Annotated in this window: 26 protein-coding genes, 1 tRNA gene and 1 other RNA gene; 19 read left to right on the forward strand and 9 right to left on the reverse strand. The window is 64.9% G+C overall.

Annotated features, from left to right (window positions below):
* Positions 1–6: 6 nt before the first annotated feature.
* From rph to QMF22_RS13725, 3 genes are all read left to right on the forward strand, one after another.
* Positions 7–741 carry a ribonuclease PH gene (rph, locus tag QMF22_RS13715; RefSeq protein ID WP_283454525.1) on the forward strand — a complete coding sequence of 245 codons (735 nt, stop codon included), beginning with the start codon at positions 7–9 and terminating at the stop codon, positions 739–741.
* Positions 738–1,337 carry an RdgB/HAM1 family non-canonical purine NTP pyrophosphatase gene (gene rdgB / locus QMF22_RS13720; protein ID WP_283454703.1) on the forward strand — a complete coding sequence of 200 codons (600 nt, stop codon included), beginning with the start codon at positions 738–740 and terminating at the stop codon, positions 1,335–1,337. Before rph ends, rdgB begins: the two co-directional genes overlap by 4 nt.
* Positions 1,338–1,412: 75 nt before the next feature.
* The gene (locus QMF22_RS13725) at positions 1,413–2,321 is read left to right on the forward strand and encodes a cation diffusion facilitator family transporter (RefSeq protein ID WP_283454527.1); all 909 of its coding nucleotides are present in this window, start codon (positions 1,413–1,415) and stop codon (positions 2,319–2,321) included.
* Between the two features lie 22 nt (positions 2,322–2,343).
* Here the strand turns inward: QMF22_RS13725 and QMF22_RS13730 are convergent, their stop codons facing one another.
* From QMF22_RS13730 to QMF22_RS13745, 4 genes are all read right to left on the reverse strand, one after another.
* Positions 2,344–3,078: a DedA family protein gene (locus tag QMF22_RS13730; RefSeq protein ID WP_283454705.1), complete on the reverse strand. Its 735-nt coding sequence runs from the start codon at positions 3,076–3,078 to the stop codon at positions 2,344–2,346.
* A gap of 125 nt (positions 3,079–3,203) precedes the next feature.
* The gene (locus QMF22_RS13735) at positions 3,204–3,881 is read right to left on the reverse strand and encodes a DedA family protein (RefSeq protein ID WP_283454529.1); all 678 of its coding nucleotides are present in this window, start codon (positions 3,879–3,881) and stop codon (positions 3,204–3,206) included.
* A gap of 1 nt (position 3,882) precedes the next feature.
* A tRNA-Leu gene (locus tag QMF22_RS13740) sits at positions 3,883–3,964 on the reverse strand.
* Between the two features lie 10 nt (positions 3,965–3,974).
* Positions 3,975–4,907, reverse strand: coding sequence for a LysR family transcriptional regulator (locus QMF22_RS13745; protein ID WP_283454531.1), 933 nt, complete (start codon positions 4,905–4,907; stop codon positions 3,975–3,977).
* 160 nt (positions 4,908–5,067) lie between these two features.
* On the opposite strand from QMF22_RS13745, the gene QMF22_RS13750 reads away from it, so the two are divergent.
* The 11 genes from QMF22_RS13750 to QMF22_RS13800 all read left to right on the forward strand — a co-directional run bounded on the left by QMF22_RS13750 (position 5,068) and on the right by QMF22_RS13800 (position 13,646).
* Positions 5,068–6,474, forward strand: coding sequence for an MFS transporter (locus QMF22_RS13750; RefSeq protein WP_283454532.1), 1,407 nt, complete (start codon positions 5,068–5,070; stop codon positions 6,472–6,474).
* Between the two features lie 98 nt (positions 6,475–6,572).
* On the forward strand, positions 6,573–7,382 hold the full coding sequence (locus QMF22_RS13755; protein WP_283454533.1) for a 3-hydroxybutyrate dehydrogenase: 810 nt from the start codon (positions 6,573–6,575) through the stop codon (positions 7,380–7,382).
* A gap of 158 nt (positions 7,383–7,540) precedes the next feature.
* The gene (locus QMF22_RS13760; protein WP_283454534.1) at positions 7,541–8,773 is read left to right on the forward strand and encodes a TadA family conjugal transfer-associated ATPase; all 1,233 of its coding nucleotides are present in this window, start codon (positions 7,541–7,543) and stop codon (positions 8,771–8,773) included.
* Complete coding sequence (locus tag QMF22_RS13765) at positions 8,770–9,627, forward strand: type II secretion system F family protein (RefSeq protein WP_283454535.1); 858 nt, start codon at positions 8,770–8,772, stop codon at positions 9,625–9,627. Before QMF22_RS13760 ends, QMF22_RS13765 begins: the two co-directional genes overlap by 4 nt.
* A gap of 13 nt (positions 9,628–9,640) precedes the next feature.
* Positions 9,641–10,618, forward strand: a complete 978-nt coding sequence (locus tag QMF22_RS13770; RefSeq protein ID WP_283454536.1) for a type II secretion system F family protein — start codon at positions 9,641–9,643, stop codon at positions 10,616–10,618.
* A gap of 42 nt (positions 10,619–10,660) precedes the next feature.
* Positions 10,661–10,837 carry a hypothetical protein gene (locus QMF22_RS13775; RefSeq protein ID WP_283454537.1) on the forward strand — a complete coding sequence of 59 codons (177 nt, stop codon included), beginning with the start codon at positions 10,661–10,663 and terminating at the stop codon, positions 10,835–10,837.
* Between the two features lie 9 nt (positions 10,838–10,846).
* Positions 10,847–11,278, forward strand: coding sequence for a TadE/TadG family type IV pilus assembly protein (locus QMF22_RS13780; RefSeq protein WP_349357096.1), 432 nt, complete (start codon positions 10,847–10,849; stop codon positions 11,276–11,278).
* Positions 11,253–11,711, forward strand: a complete 459-nt coding sequence (locus tag QMF22_RS13785) for a hypothetical protein (protein WP_283454538.1) — start codon at positions 11,253–11,255, stop codon at positions 11,709–11,711. The genes QMF22_RS13780 and QMF22_RS13785 overlap by 26 nt, the downstream gene beginning before the upstream one ends.
* A complete protein-coding gene (locus tag QMF22_RS13790) occupies positions 11,708–12,154 on the forward strand; it encodes a pilus assembly protein TadG-related protein (RefSeq protein WP_283454539.1) in 447 nt (148 codons plus the stop codon). Before QMF22_RS13785 ends, QMF22_RS13790 begins: the two co-directional genes overlap by 4 nt.
* Before the next feature lie 253 nt (positions 12,155–12,407).
* A complete protein-coding gene (locus tag QMF22_RS13795; protein ID WP_283454540.1) occupies positions 12,408–12,677 on the forward strand; it encodes a hypothetical protein in 270 nt (89 codons plus the stop codon).
* A gap of 84 nt (positions 12,678–12,761) precedes the next feature.
* Positions 12,762–13,646, forward strand: a complete 885-nt coding sequence (locus QMF22_RS13800) for an EamA family transporter (RefSeq protein WP_283454541.1) — start codon at positions 12,762–12,764, stop codon at positions 13,644–13,646.
* Between the two features lie 9 nt (positions 13,647–13,655).
* Here QMF22_RS13800 and QMF22_RS13805 read toward each other — a convergent pair whose 3' ends face one another.
* From QMF22_RS13805 to QMF22_RS13815, 3 genes are all read right to left on the reverse strand, one after another.
* Positions 13,656–14,330 (reverse strand): pentapeptide repeat-containing protein, encoded by a 675-nt coding sequence (locus QMF22_RS13805; RefSeq protein WP_283454542.1) that lies wholly within the window; start codon positions 14,328–14,330, stop codon positions 13,656–13,658.
* 2 nt (positions 14,331–14,332) lie between these two features.
* A complete protein-coding gene (locus QMF22_RS13810) occupies positions 14,333–14,770 on the reverse strand; it encodes a nitroreductase family deazaflavin-dependent oxidoreductase (protein ID WP_283454543.1) in 438 nt (145 codons plus the stop codon).
* A gap of 154 nt (positions 14,771–14,924) precedes the next feature.
* Complete coding sequence (locus tag QMF22_RS13815) at positions 14,925–16,214, reverse strand: MFS transporter (RefSeq protein ID WP_283454544.1); 1,290 nt, start codon at positions 16,212–16,214, stop codon at positions 14,925–14,927.
* Positions 16,215–16,280: 66 nt separating this feature from the next.
* On the opposite strand from QMF22_RS13815, the gene prfB reads away from it, so the two are divergent.
* The 5 genes from prfB to ssrA all read left to right on the forward strand — a co-directional run bounded on the left by prfB (position 16,281) and on the right by ssrA (position 20,502).
* Positions 16,281–17,393 carry a peptide chain release factor 2 gene (gene prfB / locus QMF22_RS13820; RefSeq protein WP_283454545.1) on the forward strand — a complete coding sequence of 371 codons (1,113 nt, stop codon included), beginning with the start codon at positions 16,281–16,283 and terminating at the stop codon, positions 17,391–17,393.
* 76 nt (positions 17,394–17,469) lie between these two features.
* The gene (gene ftsE, locus QMF22_RS13825) at positions 17,470–18,546 is read left to right on the forward strand and encodes a cell division ATP-binding protein FtsE (RefSeq protein WP_283454546.1); all 1,077 of its coding nucleotides are present in this window, start codon (positions 17,470–17,472) and stop codon (positions 18,544–18,546) included.
* Positions 18,543–19,457: a permease-like cell division protein FtsX gene (ftsX, locus tag QMF22_RS13830; RefSeq protein ID WP_283454547.1), complete on the forward strand. Its 915-nt coding sequence runs from the start codon at positions 18,543–18,545 to the stop codon at positions 19,455–19,457. Before ftsE ends, ftsX begins: the two co-directional genes overlap by 4 nt.
* 77 nt (positions 19,458–19,534) lie before the next feature.
* Positions 19,535–20,011 carry an SsrA-binding protein SmpB gene (gene smpB, locus QMF22_RS13835; RefSeq protein ID WP_092108491.1) on the forward strand — a complete coding sequence of 159 codons (477 nt, stop codon included), beginning with the start codon at positions 19,535–19,537 and terminating at the stop codon, positions 20,009–20,011.
* A gap of 117 nt (positions 20,012–20,128) precedes the next feature.
* Positions 20,129–20,502: a transfer-messenger RNA gene (ssrA, locus tag QMF22_RS13840) on the forward strand.
* 74 nt (positions 20,503–20,576) lie between these two features.
* Here ssrA and QMF22_RS13845 read toward each other — a convergent pair.
* Together QMF22_RS13845 and QMF22_RS13850 are read right to left on the reverse strand one after the other, a co-directional pair.
* Positions 20,577–21,308 carry a PIG-L family deacetylase gene (locus tag QMF22_RS13845; RefSeq protein ID WP_283454548.1) on the reverse strand — a complete coding sequence of 244 codons (732 nt, stop codon included), beginning with the start codon at positions 21,306–21,308 and terminating at the stop codon, positions 20,577–20,579.
* On the reverse strand, positions 21,305–22,471 hold the full coding sequence (locus QMF22_RS13850; protein ID WP_283454549.1) for an XdhC family protein: 1,167 nt from the start codon (positions 22,469–22,471) through the stop codon (positions 21,305–21,307). The genes QMF22_RS13845 and QMF22_RS13850 overlap by 4 nt, the downstream gene beginning before the upstream one ends.
* Positions 22,472–22,478 lie beyond the last annotated feature (7 nt).

A 22,478-nucleotide genomic window follows, 5' to 3' on the forward strand; every position in this document is an offset into this window, starting at 1 on the left:
TACTCCGTGACCGAGAACCTGCGCGCCGACGGGCGCACCAACGACGAACTGCGCCCGATCACAATCGAGCGTGGCTGGAGCGACCAAGCTGAAGGGTCGGCCTTGATCTCCTACGGCCGCACCAAGGTGCTCTGCACGGCGTCGTTCGCCAACGGAGTTCCGCGCTGGATGAGCGGCAAGGGCAAAGGCTGGGTCACCGCCGAATATTCGATGCTGCCCCGCTCGACCAACAGCCGTATGGATCGCGAATCGGTCAAGGGCAAGATCGGTGGTCGCACCCACGAGATCAGCCGCCTGATCGGCCGCAGCCTGCGTGCCGTCGTTGACATGAAGGCGCTCGGCGAGAACACCCTGGTGCTCGACTGTGACGTACTGCAGGCCGACGGCGGTACCCGCACCGCAGCCATCACCGGTGCTTACGTGGCCCTCGCCGATGCCCTCGAGTGGGGACGCACCAAGAAGTTCATCTCGCAGAAGGCGCAGCCGCTCATTGACAGTGTCTCGGCCGTGTCCGTCGGCATCATCGGCGGCGTGCCCATGCTCGACCTGGCGTACACCGAAGACGTGCGCGCCGACACCGACATGAACGTCGTCGTCACCGGGCGTGGCAAGTTCGTCGAGGTGCAGGGCACCGCCGAGGCTGCACCGTTCGACCGCAGCGAGCTCGACACACTGCTCGACCTCGCCCTGAAGGGCGCCGTCACCCTGACCGAGTTTCAGACCAGCGCGCTGGCCAGCTGACCGTGCAGATTGTTCTGGCCACCCACAACGCCCACAAGGTCGAGGAACTACGGCGCATTCTGGCCCCGCAACTTCCTGGTGTGGAGGTGCTCGCCTATGACGGCCCCGAACCGGTCGAGGACGGCATCAGCTTCACCGAGAACGCCCTGATCAAGGCGCGTGCCGCCGCAGCGCACACCGGACTACCGGCGATCGCTGACGACTCGGGCATCTGCGTCGACATTCTCGGCGGGGCACCCGGAATCTTCTCGGCGCGTTGGTCTGGGCCGGCCAAGGACGCCGGCGAAAACCTGCGCCTGCTGCTCTGGCAGCTCAGTGACGTTCCCGAGGAACACCGCGACGCCCACTTCACCTGTGTGGCAGCCCTCGCCCTGCCCGACGGTACCGAGCGGACCGTGACCGGCGAATGGCCGGGGCAGCTTCTGTTCGAACCGGCCGGCGCCAACGGGTTCGGCTACGACCCGATCTTTCTGCCCGAGGGCTACGCCATTTCGGCCGCCGAACTGTCGGCGCACGTGAAGAACCAGGTCAGCCATCGGGCGATCGCGTTCGAGGGGCTCGTACCGGTGCTGCGCGAGGTTCTCGGCCGGCCGTAGGGTGCTGAGAACGGCATTCATTCCCAACTAGCCCAGCGGCTGGCGACCGGCCTCTCCCGGCCCTAATCTTGAGCCATGGGCCACGATCACGCGCACGTCACCGGCTCGAACCGACGGCGACTGACCCTCGCCATCGGCATCGTGGCGTCCGTGCTGTTGCTCGAAGTGATCGGTGCAGCTCTGACCGGATCGCTCGCGCTGCTGGCCGATGCTGGCCACATGCTCTCCGACCTGTTCGGGCTCATCGTGGCTCTGACCGCCACCGTGGTCGCGGCACGTCCGGCGACAGACCGGGCCACCTTCGGCTTTCAAAGGGCCGAGGTGTTCGGCGCGCTGATCAACGGCCTGATTCTGCTCGCCGTGGCCGGCGCCGTTTCGGTCGCCGCGATCGCGCGCCTCATTAGTCCGAGCGAGAGCGCGGTGCTGCCCACCCCCATGCTAATTGTCGCCATCATCGGGCTCGCGGCGAACATCGCCGGAATAATGCTGCTGCGCCCGGCGGCCGCTGGGTCGATCAACATGCGCGGCGCCTACCTTGAGGTACTCGGGGACGCGCTCGGGTCGGTCGCCGTGATCGTCGCGGCCATCGTCATCCTCCTGACCGGTTTCACCGGTGCGGATGCCGTCGCCTCGCTGGTCATCGCCGCCATGATCGTGCCGCGCGCCTTCGTGCTGCTCCGAGACGTGGTGCGCGTGTTCAGCCAATCCACGCCGGCCGACACGGATATTTCCGAGATTCGACGCCATCTGCTCGGCACGGCCGGCGTGGTCGCCGTGCACGATGTGCACGTCTGGGCCATCACGAGCGGAGCCCATGTGTTCACCGCGCACATTGTGGTGGAGGCGACGGTGCTCGCGCAGGGCACTGGCGCTCTGCTCGATGAGTTGTCCGGATGTCTCAGCACACACTTCGACGTGGCGCACTCGACCTTTCAGCTGGAACCGGCCGAGCATGCCGAGCACGAAGACCACCAGCACCGCTGAGTTGCTGGCGATCAGGTTCTGATCAGCCCTCGTGGCGTCCGTTGTGGTTGGTTTTGAACGTCTCGGGGTCGAGCAGGTGGCTGCCCGTCTCGGTCGTGGGCTGGCCGCGCAGCCGGCGGGCCTTCACGACGGACAGCACGTAGTGATACACCGTGGGAATGAGGGTGACGACCACCGCGCCGAGCAGGATCAGGTCGATGTACTTCGTGACGAATTCGGCGACCGGCGGAATGTAGCCCAGGAAGTATCCGCCGAAGGTGAGACCGGCGCCCCAGAGCAGTGCACCGATCAGGTTATACAGGGTGTATTTGCGGTAGTCCATGTGGCCAACGCCGGCGGCGACCGGTGCGAACGTGCGCACGATTGGTACGAACCGGGCGACGATGACGGCGACGCCGCCGAATCGCACGAAGAATGCGTTCGTGCGGTCGACGTTCTTGATGCTGAACAACCCGGATTCCTTGCGTTCAAAGACGCGGGGACCGAATTTATGCCCGATCAGATAGCCGACCTCACCACCGAGAAAAGCGGCAAACCCGATCGCGAGGGCGACCCACCAGATATCGATGCGGATGACGTTGGCGGCGGGAAAGGCGAGCAGGCCGGTGATGACCAGCAGGGTATCGCCCGGCAGTAGAAACCCGACCAGGAGGCCGGTCTCGGCAAAGACAATCGCGCAGACGACGAGCAGGGCCCACGGGCCAGCCGACTCGATGATGTGTGTCGGGTCGAGCCAGGGAATCAGTGCGGTGTGAATCACGCGGGGAACTCCAGTCGGCGGGGGGGGCAGACGTTCGGGTAGCGACGGCGGATGCCGAGACACAGGGTATCGCCTCCTAGTGAGAAAATGCCCGGCCGCCACCCCCTGAAACAGGGGGTAGGTCAACCGATTGGAGGGCTGATCTCGAGGTCCCTTGCCGTGGCATCCGCTTTACGCTGGGCGCGGTCGATACGCCAGGTGCGATACCCGACCACGATCGAGGCCGCGATGAGCACACCCGCGATAATGTACGCCGCACTCTTGACGCCGGGGATCGTCGCCGCGTAATAGCCGGTGAGGGTGAGTCCCACACCCCAGGACAGCGCTCCGAGCAGATTGCTGGTGAGAAATTTGTAGTAATTCATGCGGCCGACGCCGGCGACTACCGGAACGAAAACCCTAGCCCACGGCATGAATCGGGCGATGACCACCGACCACCAGCCGAACTTGCGGTAGAAGGATTCGGTTTTGAGGATCGCGGCCTGGGTGCGTCGACCGCCGTGTCGTTCGAGGTATCCGCGCCCGTAGTGACGACCGAGCAGAAACCCCACCTGGTCGCCGAGGAACGCCGCGATGCCGGTGCCTAAGACCAGGATCACGATGTTGATGTTGCTCGTAGACGCGGCCACGAGGCCGGAACCGAACAACAGCGAGTCACCGGTGATGAACGGAATGAACACGCCCAGAAAAAGTGCTGTTCCGGCGAAGACCAGACCCCAAATGAGAAGATAAAAAAGAACGGCGCCCGTGTGTGAGAGTACGTCGTTCAACTGACCGTCGAGTGCTGAAATAGGGACCATGTGCGGGAGAGGGGACTTGAACCCCCACGCTCGAAAGCACAGGAACCTAAATCCTGCGTGTCTGCCAATTCCACCACTCCCGCGGGTGTGTTCCTAGTCTAGACGGTGGGGGTCGTTGCCGAGCAGCGCTGCCGCATGCGACTCCATTTGGGCGCGAAGCGCAGCGACGAGCGCCGCCACCGCCGGCAGCCGCAGTGACTCGGTGCGGAGCACCATCCAGTACGGCAGCCGCTCCTGAAAATCTTCCGGCAGCAGGCGCACCAGATCACTGTGCTGATCGGCCATGAAGCAGGGCAAAAATCCGATTCCGGCACCCGCCCGGGTTCCCTCGACGTGCACGAACACGTTAGTAGAACTGAGCGACTCGCGCATCTGCGGCACGAGCCGCCGCGGGGCGTCGAGGTCGTCGACCTGCAGCATCGAATCCACGAAATAGACCAGTGGATGCTCGGTCAGCTCGGCAATGCTGGTCGGAGTGCCGTGGGTATTCAGATACTGCCGCGAGGCGTACATTCCGAGGTTGTAGTAGCCGAGCAGAATCGACTCCGCCCGGTGCACCTGGGGTTCACCGACGACGATCTCGATATCCAGCCCCGAGCGGTGCTGCAGCGCGCGGCGGGTGACGGTGACAATTTCGACCCGCAACAGCGGATGCCGTCGCTGCAGCGTGGCCACGGCCGGAGCCGCGATGTAGGCGCTGAAGCCGTCCGTCGCCGACATGCGCACCACCCCGGAGATCTGTTGGGCTTCCCTGTCGGAGCCACGCAGCAGGGTCACGGCGGATTCCACCCCCTCGGCTGCGGTGCGTGCGCGTTCTCCGAGCTCGGTCAGCTCCCACCCGCCGACGGCGCGTGCCAGCAGACGACCGTCGAGCGCCTTTTCGAGGGCCGCGATGCGCCGCGACACGGTGGTGTGGTTCAGGCCCAGGCTCTCCGCCGCGGTGGTGAACCGGCCAGTGCGTGCCACGGCCAGAAAGATGAGCAAATCTTCGGGATTGGGAGCGGTACCGACCGCTGGAAAGGTCATATCTGCAATTATGCACACGGTCTCTGTCGTTTTGGTTCTTGTTGCCCACCCGTCGTGCGGGAATACTCAGTCGAGTCGTGCTTCTGTTGAGACGACCGAACCCTTCCCGCACACCTCTCACGCCAAGTACGTGTCATCGACGACACAAAGGAGACAGACAATGAGTGTCAATCAACGCGTTGGGGCTGCCGGTTCCGGCAAAGCCGGACGAAGCGCTGGATCAGAGGCGGAAACTACCGGCCTCAAGAAGATCGTCGCCGCCTCTATGGTCGGCACGGTTGTGGAATGGTACGAGTTCTTTCTCTACGCGACCGCGGCCAGTCTGGTTTTCGGCACGGTCTTCTTTCCCAACGCCGGCAGCGAGCTCGACGGCATCATCGCCGCCTTTCTGACCTATGCGGTGGGATTCATCGCGCGACCGCTCGGTGGCATCGTGTTCGGCCAGATCGGTGACAAGCTCGGTCGCAAACACACCCTGCAGGTCACGATCATCATGGTCGGTGCCGCCACCTTCCTGATGGGTTGCCTGCCCGGCTACGACACCATCGGCTACTGGGCTCCGGCGCTGCTCGTAGCCCTGCGCTTCATTCAGGGCTTCGCCGTCGGTGGCGAGTGGGGTGGCGCGGTCCTTCTGGTCGCCGAGCACAGCCCGAACAAATCGCGCGGCTTCTGGTCGAGCTGGCCACAGGCGGCCGTTCCGGTCGGTAACCTGCTCGCCACTCTCGTGCTTCTCACCATGACCTCAATTCTTCCGCCCGAGCAGTTCCTGAGCTGGGGCTGGCGGGTAGCGTTCTGGCTCTCCGCGATCATCGTCGTGATCGGCTATTACATCCGCACCCACGTCAGCGAAGCCCCGATCTTTCTCGAGGCCCGCGCGCAGGTTGAAGCAGAAAAGGCCGTTAATTACGGTGTGCGCGAGGTCATTCGCAAGTACCCGAAGGGCATCCTCGGAGCCATGGGGCTGCGGTTCGCCGAGAATATCCTGTACTACATCATCGTGAGTTTCACGATCGTCTATTTGAAGACCGTGCACGAATACGACACGGGACAGCTGCTGATCGCCCTGCTCATCGCTCACGTTGTGCACTTCATCGTGATTCCGCAGGTTGGACGGCTCTCCGACCGCATCGGCCGCAAGCCCGTGTACTTGGCCGGTGCTGTGCTCGGTGCCACCTGGGCGTTCTTCGCCTTTCCCATGTTCGACACGCTGAACCCCGTGCTCATCATTCTCGCCGTCACGGTGGGCCTGTGCTTCCACGCCCTGATGTACGCGGGCCAGCCCGCCATCATGGCCGAGATGTTCCCGACCCGCATGCGTTACTCGGGGGTGTCGCTCGGCTACCAGGTCACGTCGATTCTGGCCGGTTCTATGGCGCCGATCATCGCGGCCGCCCTTCTGCAGCAATACAACACCTGGGTTCCGGTTGCCATCTACATCATGGTCGCCTGCGCGATCACGGTGGTCGCCGTGGTCACTCTCAAGGAGACCAAGGGAGTATCGCTTCGCGACGTCGACGCCGTGGATGCCCGCAAGCACGGGCTCGAGCCCGTGGGTACCGGCAGCTGACCCGGCTCGTGTAACCCCGGTCAGGGAGGCGGAGCGCCGTTGGTGCCCCGCCTCTCGCTGGCCCGCCCGTGCAGCGATCGTGCAATCAAAGGAACATCATGACTGATCTCACCGACGCCGTCAGCGTCAGCGCTATTCGCACCACCGAACAGCCCCTCGCGGGGCGTCGCGCCCTGGTGACGGGCGGTGCAAGCGGCATCGGCGCCGCCGTCGTGCGGGCGCTCGCCGCCCGTGGCGCGCACGTCGTCGTCGCCGATATCGATACGGCTGGTGCTACGGCACTGGCCGAAGAGGTCGGCGGGTCGAGCTGGACCGTCAATCTGATGGACACCGAGGCCCTCACCGACGAGGCCCTGGCCACGGCACTGAACGGCGTCGACATCCTGGTCAACAACGCCGGAATCCAACGGATCAATCCGATCCAGTCCTTTGCGCCGACCGATTTTCACAATATCCTGACCCTCATGCTGGAGGCGCCGTTCCTGCTGATTCGGGCCGTGCTGCCGCAGATGTACGCAGCCAATTTCGGACGAATCATCAACGTGTCATCGGTCCACGGCATTCGCGCCTCGCCGTTCAAGAGCGCCTACGTGTCGGCCAAGCACGGCCTGGAAGGCCTGTCCAAGGTGACCGCGCTCGAGGGCGGTGCCCACGGGGTCACGAGCAACTGCGTGGCTCCCGGCTATGTGCGCACTCCCCTGGTCGAGAAACAGATCACCGACCAGGCACTCGTGCACGGTATTCCGGAGGCGGAGGTGCTCAGCAAGATCATGCTCACCGAGAGCGCGATCAAGCGGCTGGTGGAACCGGCCGAGGTCGGCTCGCTTGTGGCCTGGCTGGCCTCCGACGACGCCGCCATGGTCACCGGTTCGAGCTACACGATGGACGGCGGCTGGTCGGCCCGCTGACGCGGGGTTTGCGTGGAGGGTGCCGCCACGCTGGCCCGACGGATGATCGCAACGGATGCCCGGCATCCGTTGCGATCATTTTTGCTGTTCAGGGTATGGAAAAACAAGCCCTGTGCATAACTTGCCCGAGAATTCCTAAAACAGGCCATCATTCGGGGATGACCGAAGCCGTTCGTATCATCACAGAGCAAGTGCGACTGCGGGTACGCCGTGAGGGCGTCGACCTGGCAGCCGACAACGCGCTGGTCGAGCAATACGTGCGTGACGAACTGCGCCGGTACAGCGAGCGGGCGCTCGGCGGTAGCGCCCCGATGATCGCTGACGAGCATCAGGCCGCCCGCGAGGTCGTCGCCGCGCTCACCGGCTTCGGGGTATTGCAGCCGTTTCTCGACGATCCGGAGATCGAGGAAATTTGGATCAACGGTCCGGCCCGAGTATTCGTGGCGCGCGACGGGGTTCCAGAGCTCACGACTTTGTTGCTCGCCGAGCAGGACGTGCGCGACCTGGTCGAGCGGATGCTGCAGGCATCCGGCCGCCGCGTCGACCTGTCGTCGCCCTTCGTCGACGCCTCCCTGCCCGACGGTTCCCGTCTTCACGTGGTGATCCCGGACATAACGCGAAAATACTGGGCCGTGAATATTCGCAAATTCACCAGGCGCATCCGTGACCTCAACCAACTGGTCGGGCTGGGTGCGCTCACCCAGCAAGCCGCTGATTTTCTGCGGATCTGCGTGCTCGGCGGGCAGAACATTCTGGTGTCCGGTGCCACGCAGACCGGCAAGACCACGATGCTGAACGCCCTGCTCTCGTCGACGCGACCTGGCGAACGCATCGTGACCGTCGAGGAGACCTTCGAACTCGACCTGTCCGCCCGCGACGTGGTCGCGATGCAGTGTCGCCAGCCGAGCTTGGAAGGCACCGGGGAGATCACCCTGCGGCGCTTGATCAAGGAGTCGCTGCGGATGCGGCCCGACCGGCTCGTCGTCGGCGAGGTGCGCGAGGCTGAGAGTCTCGACCTGCTGATCGCTTTGAATAGTGGGCTGCCCGGCATGTGTTCGATTCATGCCAACAGTGCCAGGGACGCGCTCGCGAAGCTCTCGACCCTGCCGTTGCTGGCCGGCCGCAATATCGACTCCTCGTTCGTGCTGCCGACCGTGGCGGGCTGCATAGACATCGTGGTGCACTGCGAAATCGACCGGCACGGCCGGAGACGGGTCACCGAGATCATCGCCCCGAGCGGCCAGCTGGCGGGGTCGACCATCGAGGCGAGTCCGCTGTTTCTCTCGCCGCACGGGCACCTCGAACCCACCGGTTCGCACCCCACGAAGCTCGCCAAGTTTCGTGCGGCCGGCGTCGACCCGGCCTCGGTGTTGCGGCAGGGGGCCGCATGACTCTCGTGCTGGGGTGCCTGCTGGGCAGCGGTCTGGTGCTGGTTCTCGCGCCGTTCCTCTGGCCAGCCGGATCCGTGCCCAAGCGTGCGGGAGTGGGGGAGCGGATGCGCGTGCGTCTGGTTCAGGGCGGCCTGCGATCGGTGCCGGTGCCGGCGTTCCTGGCGTTGTCCGCGATCGTGGGGGTGGCATCCGCTGCCCTGGTGCACGGAATCTTTACCGTTCTTGCGCTCAGCGCGGTCGCCGGACTGGTCGGCCTGCTGCTGCCGTGGCTGATCGTGTCGTGGCGGGCGGCGGCCAGGCGCCGGGCCAACCGCACGGTGTGGCCCGACGTCGTCGACCATCTCGTGTCGGCGCTGCGGTCCGGGCTGGCCTTGCCCGACAGCGTGAGCAGCCTGGCCCAGGCCGGACCGCTGGCCACGCGCACCGCGTTCGCGCAGTTCGAGCGTGAATACCGCGCCACCGGCAATTTCACGTACTGCGTTGACGAGCTCAAACATTCCCTCGCCGATCCGGTCGCCGATCGCATTCTGGAAACCCTGCGGATGGCCCGGGAGGTCGGCGGAAGCGACCTCACCCTCGTGCTGCGCAGCCTCGCCGCCTGGCTGCGCCAGGATGCCGCCGTGCGGCTGGAGGTGGAAGCCCGGCAGTCGTGGGTGGTGAACGCGGCCCGACTCGGCGTCGCAGCTCCATGGATCATTCTGGTTCTGCTCGCCTCCCGCCCCGAAGCCGCCATCGCCTACAACTCGCCGGCTGGCATCGTGGTAATCACGAGCGGCCTGGCTCTGTCGGTCATCGCCTACCGTGTGATGATCGCCCTCGGTCGTCTGCCGGAGGAACGCCGATGGTTTACGTAGGCCGGTGTCGCCGATGAGCGCCGCCCTGAGTTCGTCTGCCCTGGGTTCGTCTGCCCTGGGTTCGTCTGCACTGGGCTGGGCCGTACTGTGCGGTACCGGCCTCGGGGTGGGGTTGTGGTCGCTCGTGAGCCTGACGCCGCGCCTGACCCGGCCCCGACTGCTTGATCGAGTGGTGCCCTATATCCTCGATATTTCCCCGGAAGCACGCCGCATTGTGGCCCGGCGAACGGTGAATCCGATTCCTGTGCTGGGCAGCCTGTTCGCCCCACTGTTTAGCGCGCTCACTCGGGGGTTGTCGAGTCTTCTCGGCGGCAGCGACACCGTTGCCCGGCGCCTGCACCAGGCCGGGTCGGCAAAAACGGTCCTGGAGTTTCGCTCAGTGCAACTGGTCTGGGCGTTGCTCGCGTTCGCTGTTGGAACGGTGGTAACCATCGTTGCCTTGCCCGAGCTTCTGCTACCCGCCCGTCTGGTTGTTCCGTTCGTGGCAGCGATCGGCGGGGCGATTTTGCGGGACTGGATGCTGCAGCGTGCGGCGACCGCACGCTTGGCGCGCATGCGCAGCGAACTGCCGACCATTCTGGAATTCCTCACGTTGTCTCTGTCGGCCGGGGAAGGCATCCTGGATTCGATCCGCCGGGTGTCGCGTACGAGCTCGGGGGAGTTGTCGCGAGAATTTGCCGGGGTCGTCGCCGACGTGCACACCGGGGTGCCGATCGGGACAGCGTTGCAGTCACTGGCGCGCAGCATCCAGTTGCCGGAGGTGACCCGATTTGTCGACCAGGTCACCGGTGCACTGGACCGGGGGTCGCCGCTGGCCGAGGTATTGCGAGCGCAAGCTCAGGACTCCCGCGACCAAACCAAACGCACACTCCTCGAACTGGCCGGCAAGAAAGAAGTCGCGATGCTCGTTCCGCTGGTCTTTCTGATTTTACCGATGACCGTTCTGTTCGCCATCTTTCCCGGGCTGGTCGTTCTGCAGGCCGGTTTCTAAACGCACCGCCCGTATCTCCCTCCCACAAGAAAAGAGAATGCCATGTCCCGAATCATGCTTCGCCTCCAGGGTTTGCTCCGTGATGAAACGGGTGACGTGCCCGGTTGGGTTTTGATCACGTTGATGACGGCCGGATTGGTTCTCATCATCTGGGGACTTGCCGGCCCCGCCCTCAGCGGGGTGTTCCAGCAGGCCATGGACCGCGTCAGCACTTTCTGACCCGTCGGAGTGCACAAAGTCGGTAAGCGGATGCATTACCTCGCCTGGCGCTGCCCTCAGCGGCTGCGCGATGAGGCGGGTTCCGCCGTGGCCGAATTTGTCATGGTGGTCTCGCTGCTGACCTTTCTGACGCTCATGGTCATGCAGCTGGCCCTCGCGCTGCACATTCGCAACACCGTGCTCGATGCTGCAGCCGAGGGCGCCCGCTACGCGACGCTCGCCGACAGCAGCCTGTCCGCTGGGGCTGAGCGCACGCGCGATCTCATCACGACGGCCATTGGCGCGAGCTATGCCACCGATGTCGTGGCCCAATACGGAGTGAGTGCCGGATTTCCCAGTGTCGAAGTGCGGGTGATCGCACCGCTGCCGCTCATGGGACTGCTCGGTGCTCCGCGCGGATTGGAGGTGGTCGCTCATGCTGCGGTCGAATCGTTGGAGTAACCACTCTGAGGCTGGCTCTGCCTCACTGGAGTTCATCACGGCCGGGATGATCCTGCTGGTTCCTCTGGTCTATCTGGTGCTCGCACTGTCAGCCCTGCAGGGCGGTGCTCTCGCCGTGGAGGGCGCCGCCCGGCAGGCGGCCAGGGTCTACGTGCAGTCCCCGGACGAGGCCACGGCCTCGGTGCGCGCCCGCCGAGCCGTCGCGTTCGCGCTCGAGGACTACGGCCTTTCGGCCGGGGACGCCGACGTACAGATCGAGTGCACGGGTGGTTCGAGTCAATGCCTGACTCCACGGGGGCTCGTCACGGTCACCGTGCGCATCGCCGTAGCGCTGCCGCTCGTGCCCGATCTGCTCGCCCTGAACCAGAGTGCGAGCGTGCCCATGACGGCGGAGTCGTCGCAACTCGTCTCCCGGTTTGGCAGCCTCGGATGACCAGACGCCTGCCGCCCGCGTCGAACGAGGACGGCTCGACCCTGCTGCTCGCCATTTTCTACGGCTTTCTGTCGCTTTGCCTCGTACTCGTGGCCTTGTCAGCGACATCGCTCTATCTCGGCCACAAACGGCTGCTCGGCCTCGCCGACGGTGCGGCGCTCGCCGGGTCCGAGGCGTTCACCCTCGATGCGGTTCAGGTCGGGGTGGTGGGGCCGCGCCCATCGCTGCGCTCGGACGACGTGTCCGCGGCGGTCGATGAGTATCTGCGGCTCGTTCCGCACGACTCGTTCGAGGCGCTGGCCGTGACAAGCGCGGTATCCGCTGACGGGCAGAGCGCGTCGGTGACGCTGCGATCTTGGTGGCGCCCGCCGGTACTCACCCTCGTCGTACCCGACGGCGTGCCACTGGAGGTGACGGTGGTCTCGCGGGCAGTCTTCCACTAGTTCTACTGAGGTGGAGAAAGTCGCACTGGTAATCTCAGAATAGAAGCGTACGATGCACAGACACGTAGTCGACAATGGGAGCCTCCTACCTCGTAGGGGGCTTCACGCTTTTGCACGAAGTTGACACTCGTGCCAGCCCTGGTCCCGGTTGGTAGTGCCGGCGATCTCGGGTCGTCGTTCATCCGGGCTGGTCGCCGCCGGGTGACGTGGCCCAGGATGGCGGCTGAGCAACACCAAGATCGGCTGTGAAATCATGGATGCACTACTGGACGCGCAAATTGTGGAGCAGCTCGATTTCGAGTCCCTTCTCCCCTGTGAGGGAGTGCACCACGACCGCGGATTGAGCGGTCATGATCCGGCCGAGTCCGGCGGTTTCATGGTGATTTCACCCTGCTGCGGTCCCAAGGTGATCCAGTGTTCCTCGCGCGTTGACGCGATGCGGGTGTCGGGCGTGCTGTACTGCGGTGCTTGCCAGCACGAGCACCTGACCAGCGAGTACCAGTTCGTTCCGCTGCAACTGTAGACCCGAGCTCGCGCCCCGCATTTCAGAGCGGATGCCGCGAGCTGTACTCTCTAGAGGTGCCCCGACGGTGCCGACAGGAGCAGTGTGCGTACCAGGCGGGACAAACTGAGCGGTGCGGGAGCTCAGCTCGCCACCGAGGTCAGCATCAATTTCGGCTCTTCACTGGCCGGACTGCTCATTCCGGTCGTCGGTTCGCCCATCGTGGTCGCGGCCCGCCAAATCGTCATGGTCGTCGTCGTACTGCCGCTCGCCCGGCCCCGCCTGAGAAATGTGACCTGGGCTCGAATCTGGCCGGCGCTGGCCCTCGGCGTCGTGTTGGCCGTCATGAACCTCAGTTTCTACCAGGCCGTCAACATGCTCGGACTCGGCATTGCGGCGACGATCGAATTTCTTGGACCCTTTGCCCTGGCCCTCGTCACCAGCCGACGCATCCTGGACTTCGTCTGCGCTGCGGCCGCCGCCGGGGGAGTGTTCCTGTTGACCTGGTCGGACGGGACGCTCGACCCGCTGGGCATCGTGCTCGCGCTCATCGCTGCCGCCTCGTGGTTCTGCTACATTCTGCTGACCCGCAAGGTGGCGACCGAGTTCGCCGGCCTCGAGGGGATCTCGATCGCCAGCCTGGTCAGCCTCCTGATCGTGGTGCCCATCGCCCTGTTCACAGTGGATCTGTCGGCCTTCACCTGGGGTGTCGTCGGGCTGCTGCTGCTCGTGGGCGTGGTCTCCTCGGCCTTTCCGTACACCCTCGACACCTACATTCTGCGTCGGATCAGCCCCCGCCTGTACGCGATCATCACGAGCTTCGGCCCGGTCATCGCGGCCGGTTTCGGCGCACTCGTGCTCGGAGAGACCTTCACCCTGCTGCAGCAGCTCGCCATCGTCGTCGTATGCGTTGCGGCCGGCGCGGCGATCGCGACCCAGCGCGACCGCCCGACGTCCGACCTCGAGCTGACCGCGACCGCCATTCCCTAGAGTTCAGCTCTATTCGACGCGCAAGCCCAGATGGGCGGCGAGGAGCGGCGCCAGCAGGCTCAGCTGGGCGTCGTCGATGGTGGCGCCGCGCAGGCCTTCGAGGCCGTGCACGGCCGAGAAATCGCTCGAACGCAAGTCGACATCTTTGAGCTTGGCAGCGCCGACATCGAGCGTGCCGATGCGGCAGTTCTGCAGTTCTAGGCGCTGCGCGGTGGCGCTACCGAGGTCAAGCTCCTCGATGATGCAGTTGCTGAGGAGTACATCGGTGAGCGAGGCGTTGCGCAGGTTCACGAAATCGAGCTTCGAGCCGTCAATATGCACGGACCGAAGTGTCGCCTCGTAGGCCTCGACCGAGCCAAGCCGGGCGTGCTCGATGCGCACGTCCCGCCAGCTGGAGCGCGGCGCACTGAACACCGGTGCGTGCAGGTCGGTCAGGAGGCACTCCGCGAAGGATGCCCCGCGCAGTTTGGCCTCGTGCAACGACACCTTGCTGAATTCGCACTCGCCGAAGGAGATGCCGGTCAGGTCGCGGCCATCGAGGTCGACGTCCGTGTAGCGTTCGGCCTCGCGACCGTCGCCGGAGCGCAGCCGTGAACCGGCGTCGTCGGTCAGGTCGGGCAGGGTGATGCGGTCGATAGACGCCTTGCGGGTGCTGGGCCCTTTGCGGGTGCTGGCCTTGGCCACCCTCAGGCGATGGGTTCGAGCAGGAAGACGGGAATGTCGCGGTCGGTCTTGACCTGGTAGTCGGCATAGTCGGGGAATGCCGCCACGGCGCGCTCCCACCAGACGGCCTTCTCATCGCCGGTGACTTCGCGGGCGCGCATATCCCACTTTTGCGGGCCGTCCTGCAGTTCCACTTCGGGGTGGGCCACAACGTTCGCGTACCAGACCGGGTTCTTGGAGCTGCCGCCGAGCGAGGCGACAGCGACATACTGGCCGTCGTGCTCAACGCGCATGAGCGGCGCCTTGCGCAGCTTGCCGCTCTTCACCCCAACGGTCGTCAGCACGATCACGGGCATGCCGCGCAGGGTCGTGCCCTCGGTTCCGCCGGACTTCTCAATCTGGTCGACCTGGTCGCGCACCCACTGGGAGGTGCTTGGTTCGTATTCTCCGATGAGGGGCATACCTGCCGTAACGCCCGGGCCCCCGCGAACATTCCGCCCGGCCTGTCCCGGCGAGTCGCGGGTTGACCACAGTAGGCACCGGTCTGACCCGCTGTGACTCGCAAACAGGACTCGGGACCGCTATCAGTCGGGAGCGCCACCCGATTTCGTGGGACTAGAGCAGGCGGCCAGGGCGGTGCGGCGCGTACCGGGGAATATAGCGGCGCAGCAGAACGGCGCCGCAGAGGCCGATGGCCCCCATGACCCCGCTGGCCACCGACAGGGACACGAGGGCGGTCATGCCCGCCACGGCCAGTGGTGCCGCGGCGCTGCCGAAGTCGGCGGTGAACCGCCAGGCGCCGAGGAACGGGGCCGGATTCGGGCGCGGAGCAAGGTCGGCGCCGAGCGTCATGAGCAGTCCGCTTCCGACGCCGTTGGCCAGCGACAGGAACATGGCCACGCCGATGAACCACTCCACATTGCTGGGCAGGTCGTGGGTGAAAGCGAGCGCCAGGTGGCCCGCACCGAGCCCGATCATCGAGGGCAGGGCACTCCAGATGCGGCCGAACCGGTCCATGATCTGGCCGCTGACATAGAACAGGGCGAAGTCGATTCCGCCGGCGATGCCGATGATGAGTGCGGTATCGGGGGCGCTGATACCGATGCTGACCGCCCAGAGCGGCAGCATCACGGTGCGGCTGGCTCGCATCGCCCCGATCAGACCGGCGCCGCTGCCGAGCCGCAGGAGCACTTCACGGTGACTCCAAATGGTCTGGAACAGTCCCTGCATGGGCGCGGCCGGCCGCGCCGTTCCGGTGCTGCTGATGGCGCCGGTACTCGTGTCGGTGGCATCGAATACAGTCTCAGGAGTAGACGGAGTGGCGAAGGTTTCCGACGGGTCCGGCAACAGCAGCAGCATGACTGACGCGCCGACGCAACAGATGATGAACACCCAGAACACGGCCTGGGTGCCACCGGTGAGGTGAATGATTCCGGCCGAGAGAAACGGGCCCACGAACCAGCCGGCCCGAAACACACCGCCGAGGGTTGAGAGCGCCCGCGCCCGATACACCAGCGGCACGTAGTTGGTCATGAAGGCGTGCCGAGCGAGGGCGAAAATCGCCGTGGCCAGCCCCACCAGAAAAATACCGAGACCGAGCACGAGCGGGTTGGGAGCCATAATGCAGACGATCAGAGCACCGACGGTCAAAGCGGATGCCCCAACCATCGCGTTGCGTTCCCCGATACGCGAGACGATCCAGCCGCTGGGTATATCACCGACGAGTTCGCCGAGCATGACCATCGCCGCGATGACGCCGGCGATGGCGAGAGACGCCCCGAGATTGCTGGCCACCACCGGAATCAAGGGGATGATCGAGCCCTCACCGATCGAAAACAGCAGGGTCGGCAGAAACGCCACCAGGGCGACCGAGCGCAGGCTGAAGGGGCGGTCGGCGTTGCTCATCGGTTTCGATGCTACTCCCGGCGACCCGGCCCCGCCGCAAACTTCGCCCGGTAGGCTGGACGGAACATGATTGACTTGGATTTCTCAGTACAGATCGCCGCGCTGCGGACCACGTTTGGCGACATCCGCTCGGTGATCGACATGGATCGACTGCGTGCGGACATCGACGACCTCAGCGGCGAGGCCGGTATGCCCGATTTGTGGGACGACACCGACCACGCCCAGAAGGTGACCAGCGACCTCAGCCACCGGCAGGCGCAGCTGGCCCGCATCGAGAGCATCACTACCAGGCTCGACGACCTCGAGACTCTCGTCGAGATGGCCAACGACGGCCAGGGCGACCAGGAGCTGGCCGATGAGGCCACCCTCGAGCTCGCGAGCCTGCAGAAACTGCTCGGCGAGCTCGAGGTGCAGACCCTGCTCAACGGTGAGTTCGACGAGCGCAACGCCGTGATCACCATTCGCGCCGGTGCTGGGGGAGTGGATGCCGCCGACTTCGCCGAGATGCTACTGCGCATGTACCTGCGCTACGCCGAACAGCACGATTACCGCACGACTGTACTGGACATCAGCTACGCCGAAGAAGCCGGCATCAAGAGCGCGACCTTCGAGGTCGACGCTGCCTACGCCTTCGGCACGCTCAGCGTCGAGGCCGGCACGCACCGCCTCGTGCGGATGAGCCCGTTCAACTCGGCTGGCAAACGCCAGACCTCCTTCGCCGCGGTCGAGGTGGTGCCGTTGATCGAGCAGACCGAGTCGATCGAGGTGCCCGACGGTGATATTCGGGTGGATGTCTTCCGCTCGAGTGGCCCCGGCGGCCAGTCGGTCAACACCACCGACTCCGCCGTGCGTATCACCCACCTGCCCACCGGCACCGTGGTGAGCTGCCAGAACGAGAAGAGCCAGATCCAGAACCGGGCCGCCGCCATGCGCGTGCTGCAGTCGCGTCTGCTGGTGCTCGAGCGCGAGAAAGAGGCCGCAACCAAGAAAGAGCTGGCCGGCAACATTACCGCGAGCTGGGGAGACCAGATGCGCAGCTACGTGCTCGCGCCCTACCAAATGGTCAAGGACCTGCGCACCGAGTACGAGGTCAACAACCCCAGCAACGTGTTCGACGGCGACCTGGACGGATTCATCTCGGCCGGCATCCGCTGGCGTAAGAAAGCTCCCGAAGACTAGACGGATGCTGGGGCTTCGGCCCCTCGGGTATGTCGCTGTAGGGAAAACGCCCGCGGATGCTTAGGCTCTAAGAGCTATGATCCGTTTTGATCACATAACCAAGAAGTACCCCGGCACCACTCGGCCGGCACTGAACTCGATCGACGTCGAGATTTTGCGAGGCGAATTCGTCTTTCTGGTCGGCGCCTCCGGATCGGGCAAGTCGAGCTGCCTGCGGCTCGTGCTCAAGGAGGAAAAGCCCACGAGCGGCAGCATTCACGTGCTCGGCCAGGACCTGCGGTCGATCTCCAACCGCAAGGTGCCCTACTTTCGCCGCAACATGGGCGTGGTCTTTCAGGACTTTCGCCTGCTGCCGAACAAGACCGTGTTCGACAACGTCGCCTTCAGCCTGCAGGTGATCGGCAAGAGCCGCGGCTTTATTCAGGAAGCCGTGCCCGACACCCTCAAAATGGTCGGGCTGGCCGAAAAAGCCCAGCGCCTGCCGCACGAACTCTCCGGTGGTGAGCAACAGCGCGTGGCCATCGCCCGTGCCATCGTGAACAAGCCGCAGATTCTGCTGGCCGACGAGCCCACCGGAAACCTCGACCCCACCACGAGTGCCGAGATCATGTCGCTGCTCGCGAGCATCAACGCCGGCGGCACCACCGTGATCATGGCCACTCACGAGGCCGGCATCGTCGACAAGATGCAGCGTCGCGTGATTGAGCTGGTCAACGGCGAGATCGTGCGTGACGAACGCCAGGGCGGCTACGCCACCGCCTCCATTCCCGTGGTGCTTCCCTCCCCGACAGCGGATGCCCCCGCCAGCGACCCGGCACCCGCCGCGTCGGTCTACGCCCGGTCGGCTGCCGCCCCCGAACCAGCGTTGACGCATCCGTCTGCCCCGGTTCCGGAGACCAGCGTGTCGCTGCACCAGGCTGCAGCGGCTGCCGTCGCTGCGGCGTCGGACGCGGAGCCGCTGCCAGTTGCCGTGCCCCGCGTGGCCCCGGCGCTCGTTGCCGATGACGAGGTGCCCCCGATGACCCGCCCGGTGCTTCCGCTTGCACCCAACGATGCCCCAGAGCAGCTCACCCTCGCCGAGAAACTCGGTCTGCGGGCGCCGGGGGAGAAACCCGACCAAACGGGCGAGCAGAACGTGGGGCCGACCCGATGAGGCTCGGTCTGGTGCTGTCCGAGGCCGCGAACGGTCTGCGGCGCAACGCCTCTATGGTCGTCTCCGTCGTGCTCGTCACCTTTATCTCGCTCACTTTCGTCGGTGCGGCCGTTCTCATGCAGATGCAGATCGGCCAGATGAAGAACTTCTGGTACGACAAAGCTCAGGTCGGCATCTACCTGTGCTCCGACATCTCGCCCGGCGAAACCTGCACCGGCGGCGACGCGTCGCCGGAGCAGATCGCCGCGGTCGAGGCTCAGCTGAAGTCGCCGACACTGGCACCTTTCATCGACAACTACTATTTCGAGACGCACGAGCAGGCGTTCGAGAACTTCAAGAAGCAGTTCGCCGGCAACCCGGTCGCCGACTATGTCACGGCCGACCAGCTCAACCAGACCTTCTGGGTGAACCTCAAGGATCCGTCGCAGTCAGCGGTGTTGGTGGAGAGCCTATCGGGAGTCGCCGGTGTTGAAAATGTGGCTGACCAGCGTAAATACCTCGATCAAATCTTCTCAGTGCTCAACGTCGCCAGCTATACGGCCATCGGTATCGCCGGGTTGATGCTGATCGCTGCGGCGTTGCTGATTGCCACGACCATCCGCTTGTCGGCGTTCTCCCGGCGGCGGGAACTCGGAATCATGCGGCTGGTGGGTGCGAGCAACCGGTTCATTCAGACCCCGTTCATTTTGGAGGGCGTGTTCGCGGCTCTGCTCGGTTCATTGCTGGCGGGAGGTGCGATCGTGGCGCTCGTGTACTTCTTTGTGCAGGGCTATCTCGGCGCGAGGCTCACCGGCTTCGCCCTGGTCGGCATGGACGATGCGCTCGTCGTGGTACCCATCCTGCTCGTGGTCGGCGCGGTGCTGGCCGCATTCTCGGCCAACTTCGCGATCACCCGCTACCTCAAGGTCTGACGCGCCGCTAGACTGGTGGGCTGTCTGCCGGATCGGCCGGCGGCATCCGCTTAGAGAATAAGAATTGAGGTGAAGACATGCCCAGGGAACGTGGCGAAAAGGTCGTGGCGACCAACCGCAAAGCCCGACATGACTACCTCATCAGTGACACCTACGAGGCCGGAATGGTCTTGAGCGGCACCGAGGTGAAGTCCCTGCGCGCCGGGCGAGCGACCCTCGTCGACGGCTACGCCTTCATCGAGGGTGGCGAGGCCTGGCTGGACGCGGTACATATTCCGGAGTATTCCGGCGGATCGTGGACCAATCACCCGCCGCGCCGCAAGCGCAAACTCCTTCTGCACAAGAAGGAGATCGTGAAGATCAGCCATAAGACTAAAGAGGGCGGCTACACGCTCATCCCGCTGCGCATCTATTTCGCCGACGGCCGAGCGAAGGTGGAGATTGCCGTGGCCAAGGGTAAAAAGGAGTACGACAAGCGACAGACGCTGCGGGAACGCACCGACAAGCGCGAATCGGATCGCGCCATGTCGGCGCAGCGCCACCTCGGTGACTAGCCGCCTCCGGCCTTCTGTTGTAGGATGGGGGGCTGCACCGATACTGGTGCAGATTGGTAACTCAACAGCGTGTGACACGAACCCGTCGCTCTGCGCTTAAACGCGTGCGATGTGCATGGGGATGATCGGTTTCGACATTGTTTGCGCAATTGTGAGAAGCGGGTCGAGGATGCAGGGTTATCTCGTTAACGATCTCTGCAAAATATAAGTGCTAATTCAAACCGCACTGACTTCGCTCTCGCTGCCTAAGCGAAAGCACTAGAGAAGTCCGCCAGACCGGGAATGCTCTCTACCCGGATCCTGACGTCATCTAGAGAACTTGCTTCTACACTGAGCCACGGGGTGTAGAGGGACTTAAACGAAGGCTGGGCCTGTCGGAGTAGATGCCAGTGGCAAATTCCGGGGCCGAGAAAGCGATTTCACTGGATACACCCGTAGAAGGCATATGACCACAGCAGTGGACCGGGGTTCAATTCCCCGCATCTCCACCGTAGGTTCTGTCACACGCTGTTTTGTTGCTTCTCGACTGCGGCCGCCCACTGGGCGGCCGCAGTTCGTTAACCCCTCAGCGCAGGCGCAGGCCGATTGACGTATGAATGGGGTCGCGCTGGCCGCCGGAGTGCACGATGAATTCGCCGTCGACACTGAGTTGGCTCGCGTGGCAGCGCAGAGCCGCCACGACGGTGTCGTACTGGTTGCGAAAATCGAACCATTCCGCATCCGCTGTGGGAGTGTCGCGGATCTCGGCGTAGGGCAGTGCGAGCGCGCGGCTGGCAGCGAGCGTGGCGTCGTGTACGCGCACATGGTCCGGATGTCCGTAGCCGCCAATTTCGTCGTAGCTGATCACGAGGGTTGGAGCTACGTGTCGCAGAACCGCGACGAGGTCAGTGGTGACCTCGTCGAGTGACGCGCGAGCGAGGGCATCCGCTTCCGAATCGGTGGCCGGGCCGGCCAGGCCGGGGCGAATCCACTCCATGCCGGAGTCGCGATAGCGCCGTTCGGGCAATCCGGTCGCGCGGGCCGGTGCTTCGCCGAGCCAGAAGCCTTCGTTGACGCCGAGGGTGAAGGCTGCGCGTTCAAGTTCGCGCTCGCGTTCTTCGGCCAGTGCGGGGGTGTCGGCGAGCGCTGAGAGCGGCCCGGCGACGACTTCTCCGCGCTCCCCGCGCGTGGCCGTGACCAGGGTGATGCGCATGCCGCGGCTCGCGAGATATGCGATCAGGCCGCCGGTGCTGATGGTCTCGTCGTCGGGGTGCGCGTGCACGAACAGTACCGATGTGACGGAGTCGAGGATGCTCATACGTCAATCAGTCGTGGGTCGGACGAAGGGTTCGGGGCGACGAGATCGTCGTGGTGGATGGCGTCGAACAGGGTGTGCAGGGGCTCGCCGCTTCCACCCCACTGCAGTGAGATGATCTCGGCGGCGATCGAGACGGCTGTCTCTTCGGGCGTGCGGGAGCCGAGGTCTAGCCCGATCGGGCTGCGCAGCCGGGCGAGTTCAGTGTCGGTCACTCCGACCTGGCGCAGGCGTTCCAGGCGGTCGAGGTGCGTGCGACGTGACCCCATCGCGCCGATATAAGCCACCGGGGGGCCGTGCAGGGCCGTTTCGAGCAGGGGAACATCGAATTTCGGGTCGTGGGTGAGCACACAAATGACAGTTCGTGGGTCGATGAGTCCGCCAGCGATCTGCTCGCGCAGATAGCGGTCTGGCCAGCTGACGATGACTTCGTCGACGCCGGGAAACCGAGCATGGGTCGCAAAAACCCCGCGGGCGTCGCAGACCGTGACCCGGTAGCCGAGAAAGGTACCGAGGCGAGCCAGGGCCGTCGCGAAATCGATCGCCCCGAACACGAGCAGACGGGGCCGGGGAGCGTAACTCGCGAAGAACACCTCCAGTCCCTCGCCGCGTCGCTCGCCATCCGGGCCGTAAGTCAGCGTCGTGTTGCGGCCAGCGGCGAGCAGCCCTTGGGTGTCATCGCCGATCGCGCGGTTGGCACGCTCAGAGCCGAGGCTGCCCTCGCACCCGTCCGGCCGCACCACGAGGTGGCGGCCGATCCAGGCGGCGTCCGGATGCTCGATCACCGTCGCGACGCCGACCGTACGCCCGGCAGCCACGTCGTTGTGCACCCCTTCGAGCAGGCTGAAGGTGTCGCGCGAGATGGGTTCAACGAAGACATCGAGGATTCCGCCGCAGGTGAGCCCCACCGCGTACGCGTCGTCGTCGCTGATGCCATAGCGCACGAGCACCGGCACGCCGTCTTCGGCGACCTGGGTGGCCAGTTCGTAGACGGCGCCCTCGACGCAGCCGCCAGAGACCGAGCCTGCCACTGTGCCGTCCGCGCTGACCAGCATGGAGGCACCGGCCGGGCGCGGAGCGGACTGGAAGGTGCGCACAACCGTGGCCAGACCGGCGGTATTACCGTTCTTCCAGCCGCTGAGCAGGGTATCCAGTACTTCACGCATAGCCTGT

This window comes from Cryobacterium sp. PH31-L1, from assembly GCF_030063145.1.
GTDB lineage: Bacteria > Actinomycetota > Actinomycetes > Actinomycetales > Microbacteriaceae > Cryobacterium.

Coding starts and splice junctions, on each gene's coding strand:
- QMF22_RS13770 (WP_283454536.1), top strand. CDS start 9,641: ATGAGCGCCGCCCTGAGTTCGTCTGCCCTGGGTTCGTCTGCCCTGGGT.
- QMF22_RS13755 (WP_283454533.1), top strand. CDS start 6,573: ATGACTGATCTCACCGACGCCGTCAGCGTCAGCGCTATTCGCACCACC.
- QMF22_RS13745 (WP_283454531.1), bottom strand. CDS start 4,907: ATGACCTTTCCAGCGGTCGGTACCGCTCCCAATCCCGAAGATTTGCTC.
- QMF22_RS13845 (WP_283454548.1), bottom strand. CDS start 21,308: ATGAGCATCCTCGACTCCGTCACATCGGTACTGTTCGTGCACGCGCAC.
- QMF22_RS13760 (WP_283454534.1), top strand. CDS start 7,541: ATGACCGAAGCCGTTCGTATCATCACAGAGCAAGTGCGACTGCGGGTA.
- ftsX (WP_283454547.1), top strand. CDS start 18,543: ATGAGGCTCGGTCTGGTGCTGTCCGAGGCCGCGAACGGTCTGCGGCGC.
- QMF22_RS13850 (WP_283454549.1), bottom strand. CDS start 22,471: ATGCGTGAAGTACTGGATACCCTGCTCAGCGGCTGGAAGAACGGTAAT.
- QMF22_RS13750 (WP_283454532.1), top strand. CDS start 5,068: ATGAGTGTCAATCAACGCGTTGGGGCTGCCGGTTCCGGCAAAGCCGGA.
- QMF22_RS13725 (WP_283454527.1), top strand. CDS start 1,413: ATGGGCCACGATCACGCGCACGTCACCGGCTCGAACCGACGGCGACTG.
- QMF22_RS13775 (WP_283454537.1), top strand. CDS start 10,661: ATGTCCCGAATCATGCTTCGCCTCCAGGGTTTGCTCCGTGATGAAACG.
- QMF22_RS13795 (WP_283454540.1), top strand. CDS start 12,408: ATGGATGCACTACTGGACGCGCAAATTGTGGAGCAGCTCGATTTCGAG.
- QMF22_RS13815 (WP_283454544.1), bottom strand. CDS start 16,214: ATGAGCAACGCCGACCGCCCCTTCAGCCTGCGCTCGGTCGCCCTGGTG.
- QMF22_RS13765 (WP_283454535.1), top strand. CDS start 8,770: ATGACTCTCGTGCTGGGGTGCCTGCTGGGCAGCGGTCTGGTGCTGGTT.
- QMF22_RS13735 (WP_283454529.1), bottom strand. CDS start 3,881: ATGGTCCCTATTTCAGCACTCGACGGTCAGTTGAACGACGTACTCTCA.
- QMF22_RS13785 (WP_283454538.1), top strand. CDS start 11,253: ATGCTGCGGTCGAATCGTTGGAGTAACCACTCTGAGGCTGGCTCTGCC.
- prfB (WP_283454545.1), top strand. CDS start 16,281: ATGATTGACTTGGATTTCTCAGTACAGATCGCCGCGCTGCGGACCACG.
- QMF22_RS13790 (WP_283454539.1), top strand. CDS start 11,708: ATGACCAGACGCCTGCCGCCCGCGTCGAACGAGGACGGCTCGACCCTG.
- ftsE (WP_283454546.1), top strand. CDS start 17,470: ATGATCCGTTTTGATCACATAACCAAGAAGTACCCCGGCACCACTCGG.
- QMF22_RS13810 (WP_283454543.1), bottom strand. CDS start 14,770: ATGCCCCTCATCGGAGAATACGAACCAAGCACCTCCCAGTGGGTGCGC.
- smpB (WP_092108491.1), top strand. CDS start 19,535: ATGCCCAGGGAACGTGGCGAAAAGGTCGTGGCGACCAACCGCAAAGCC.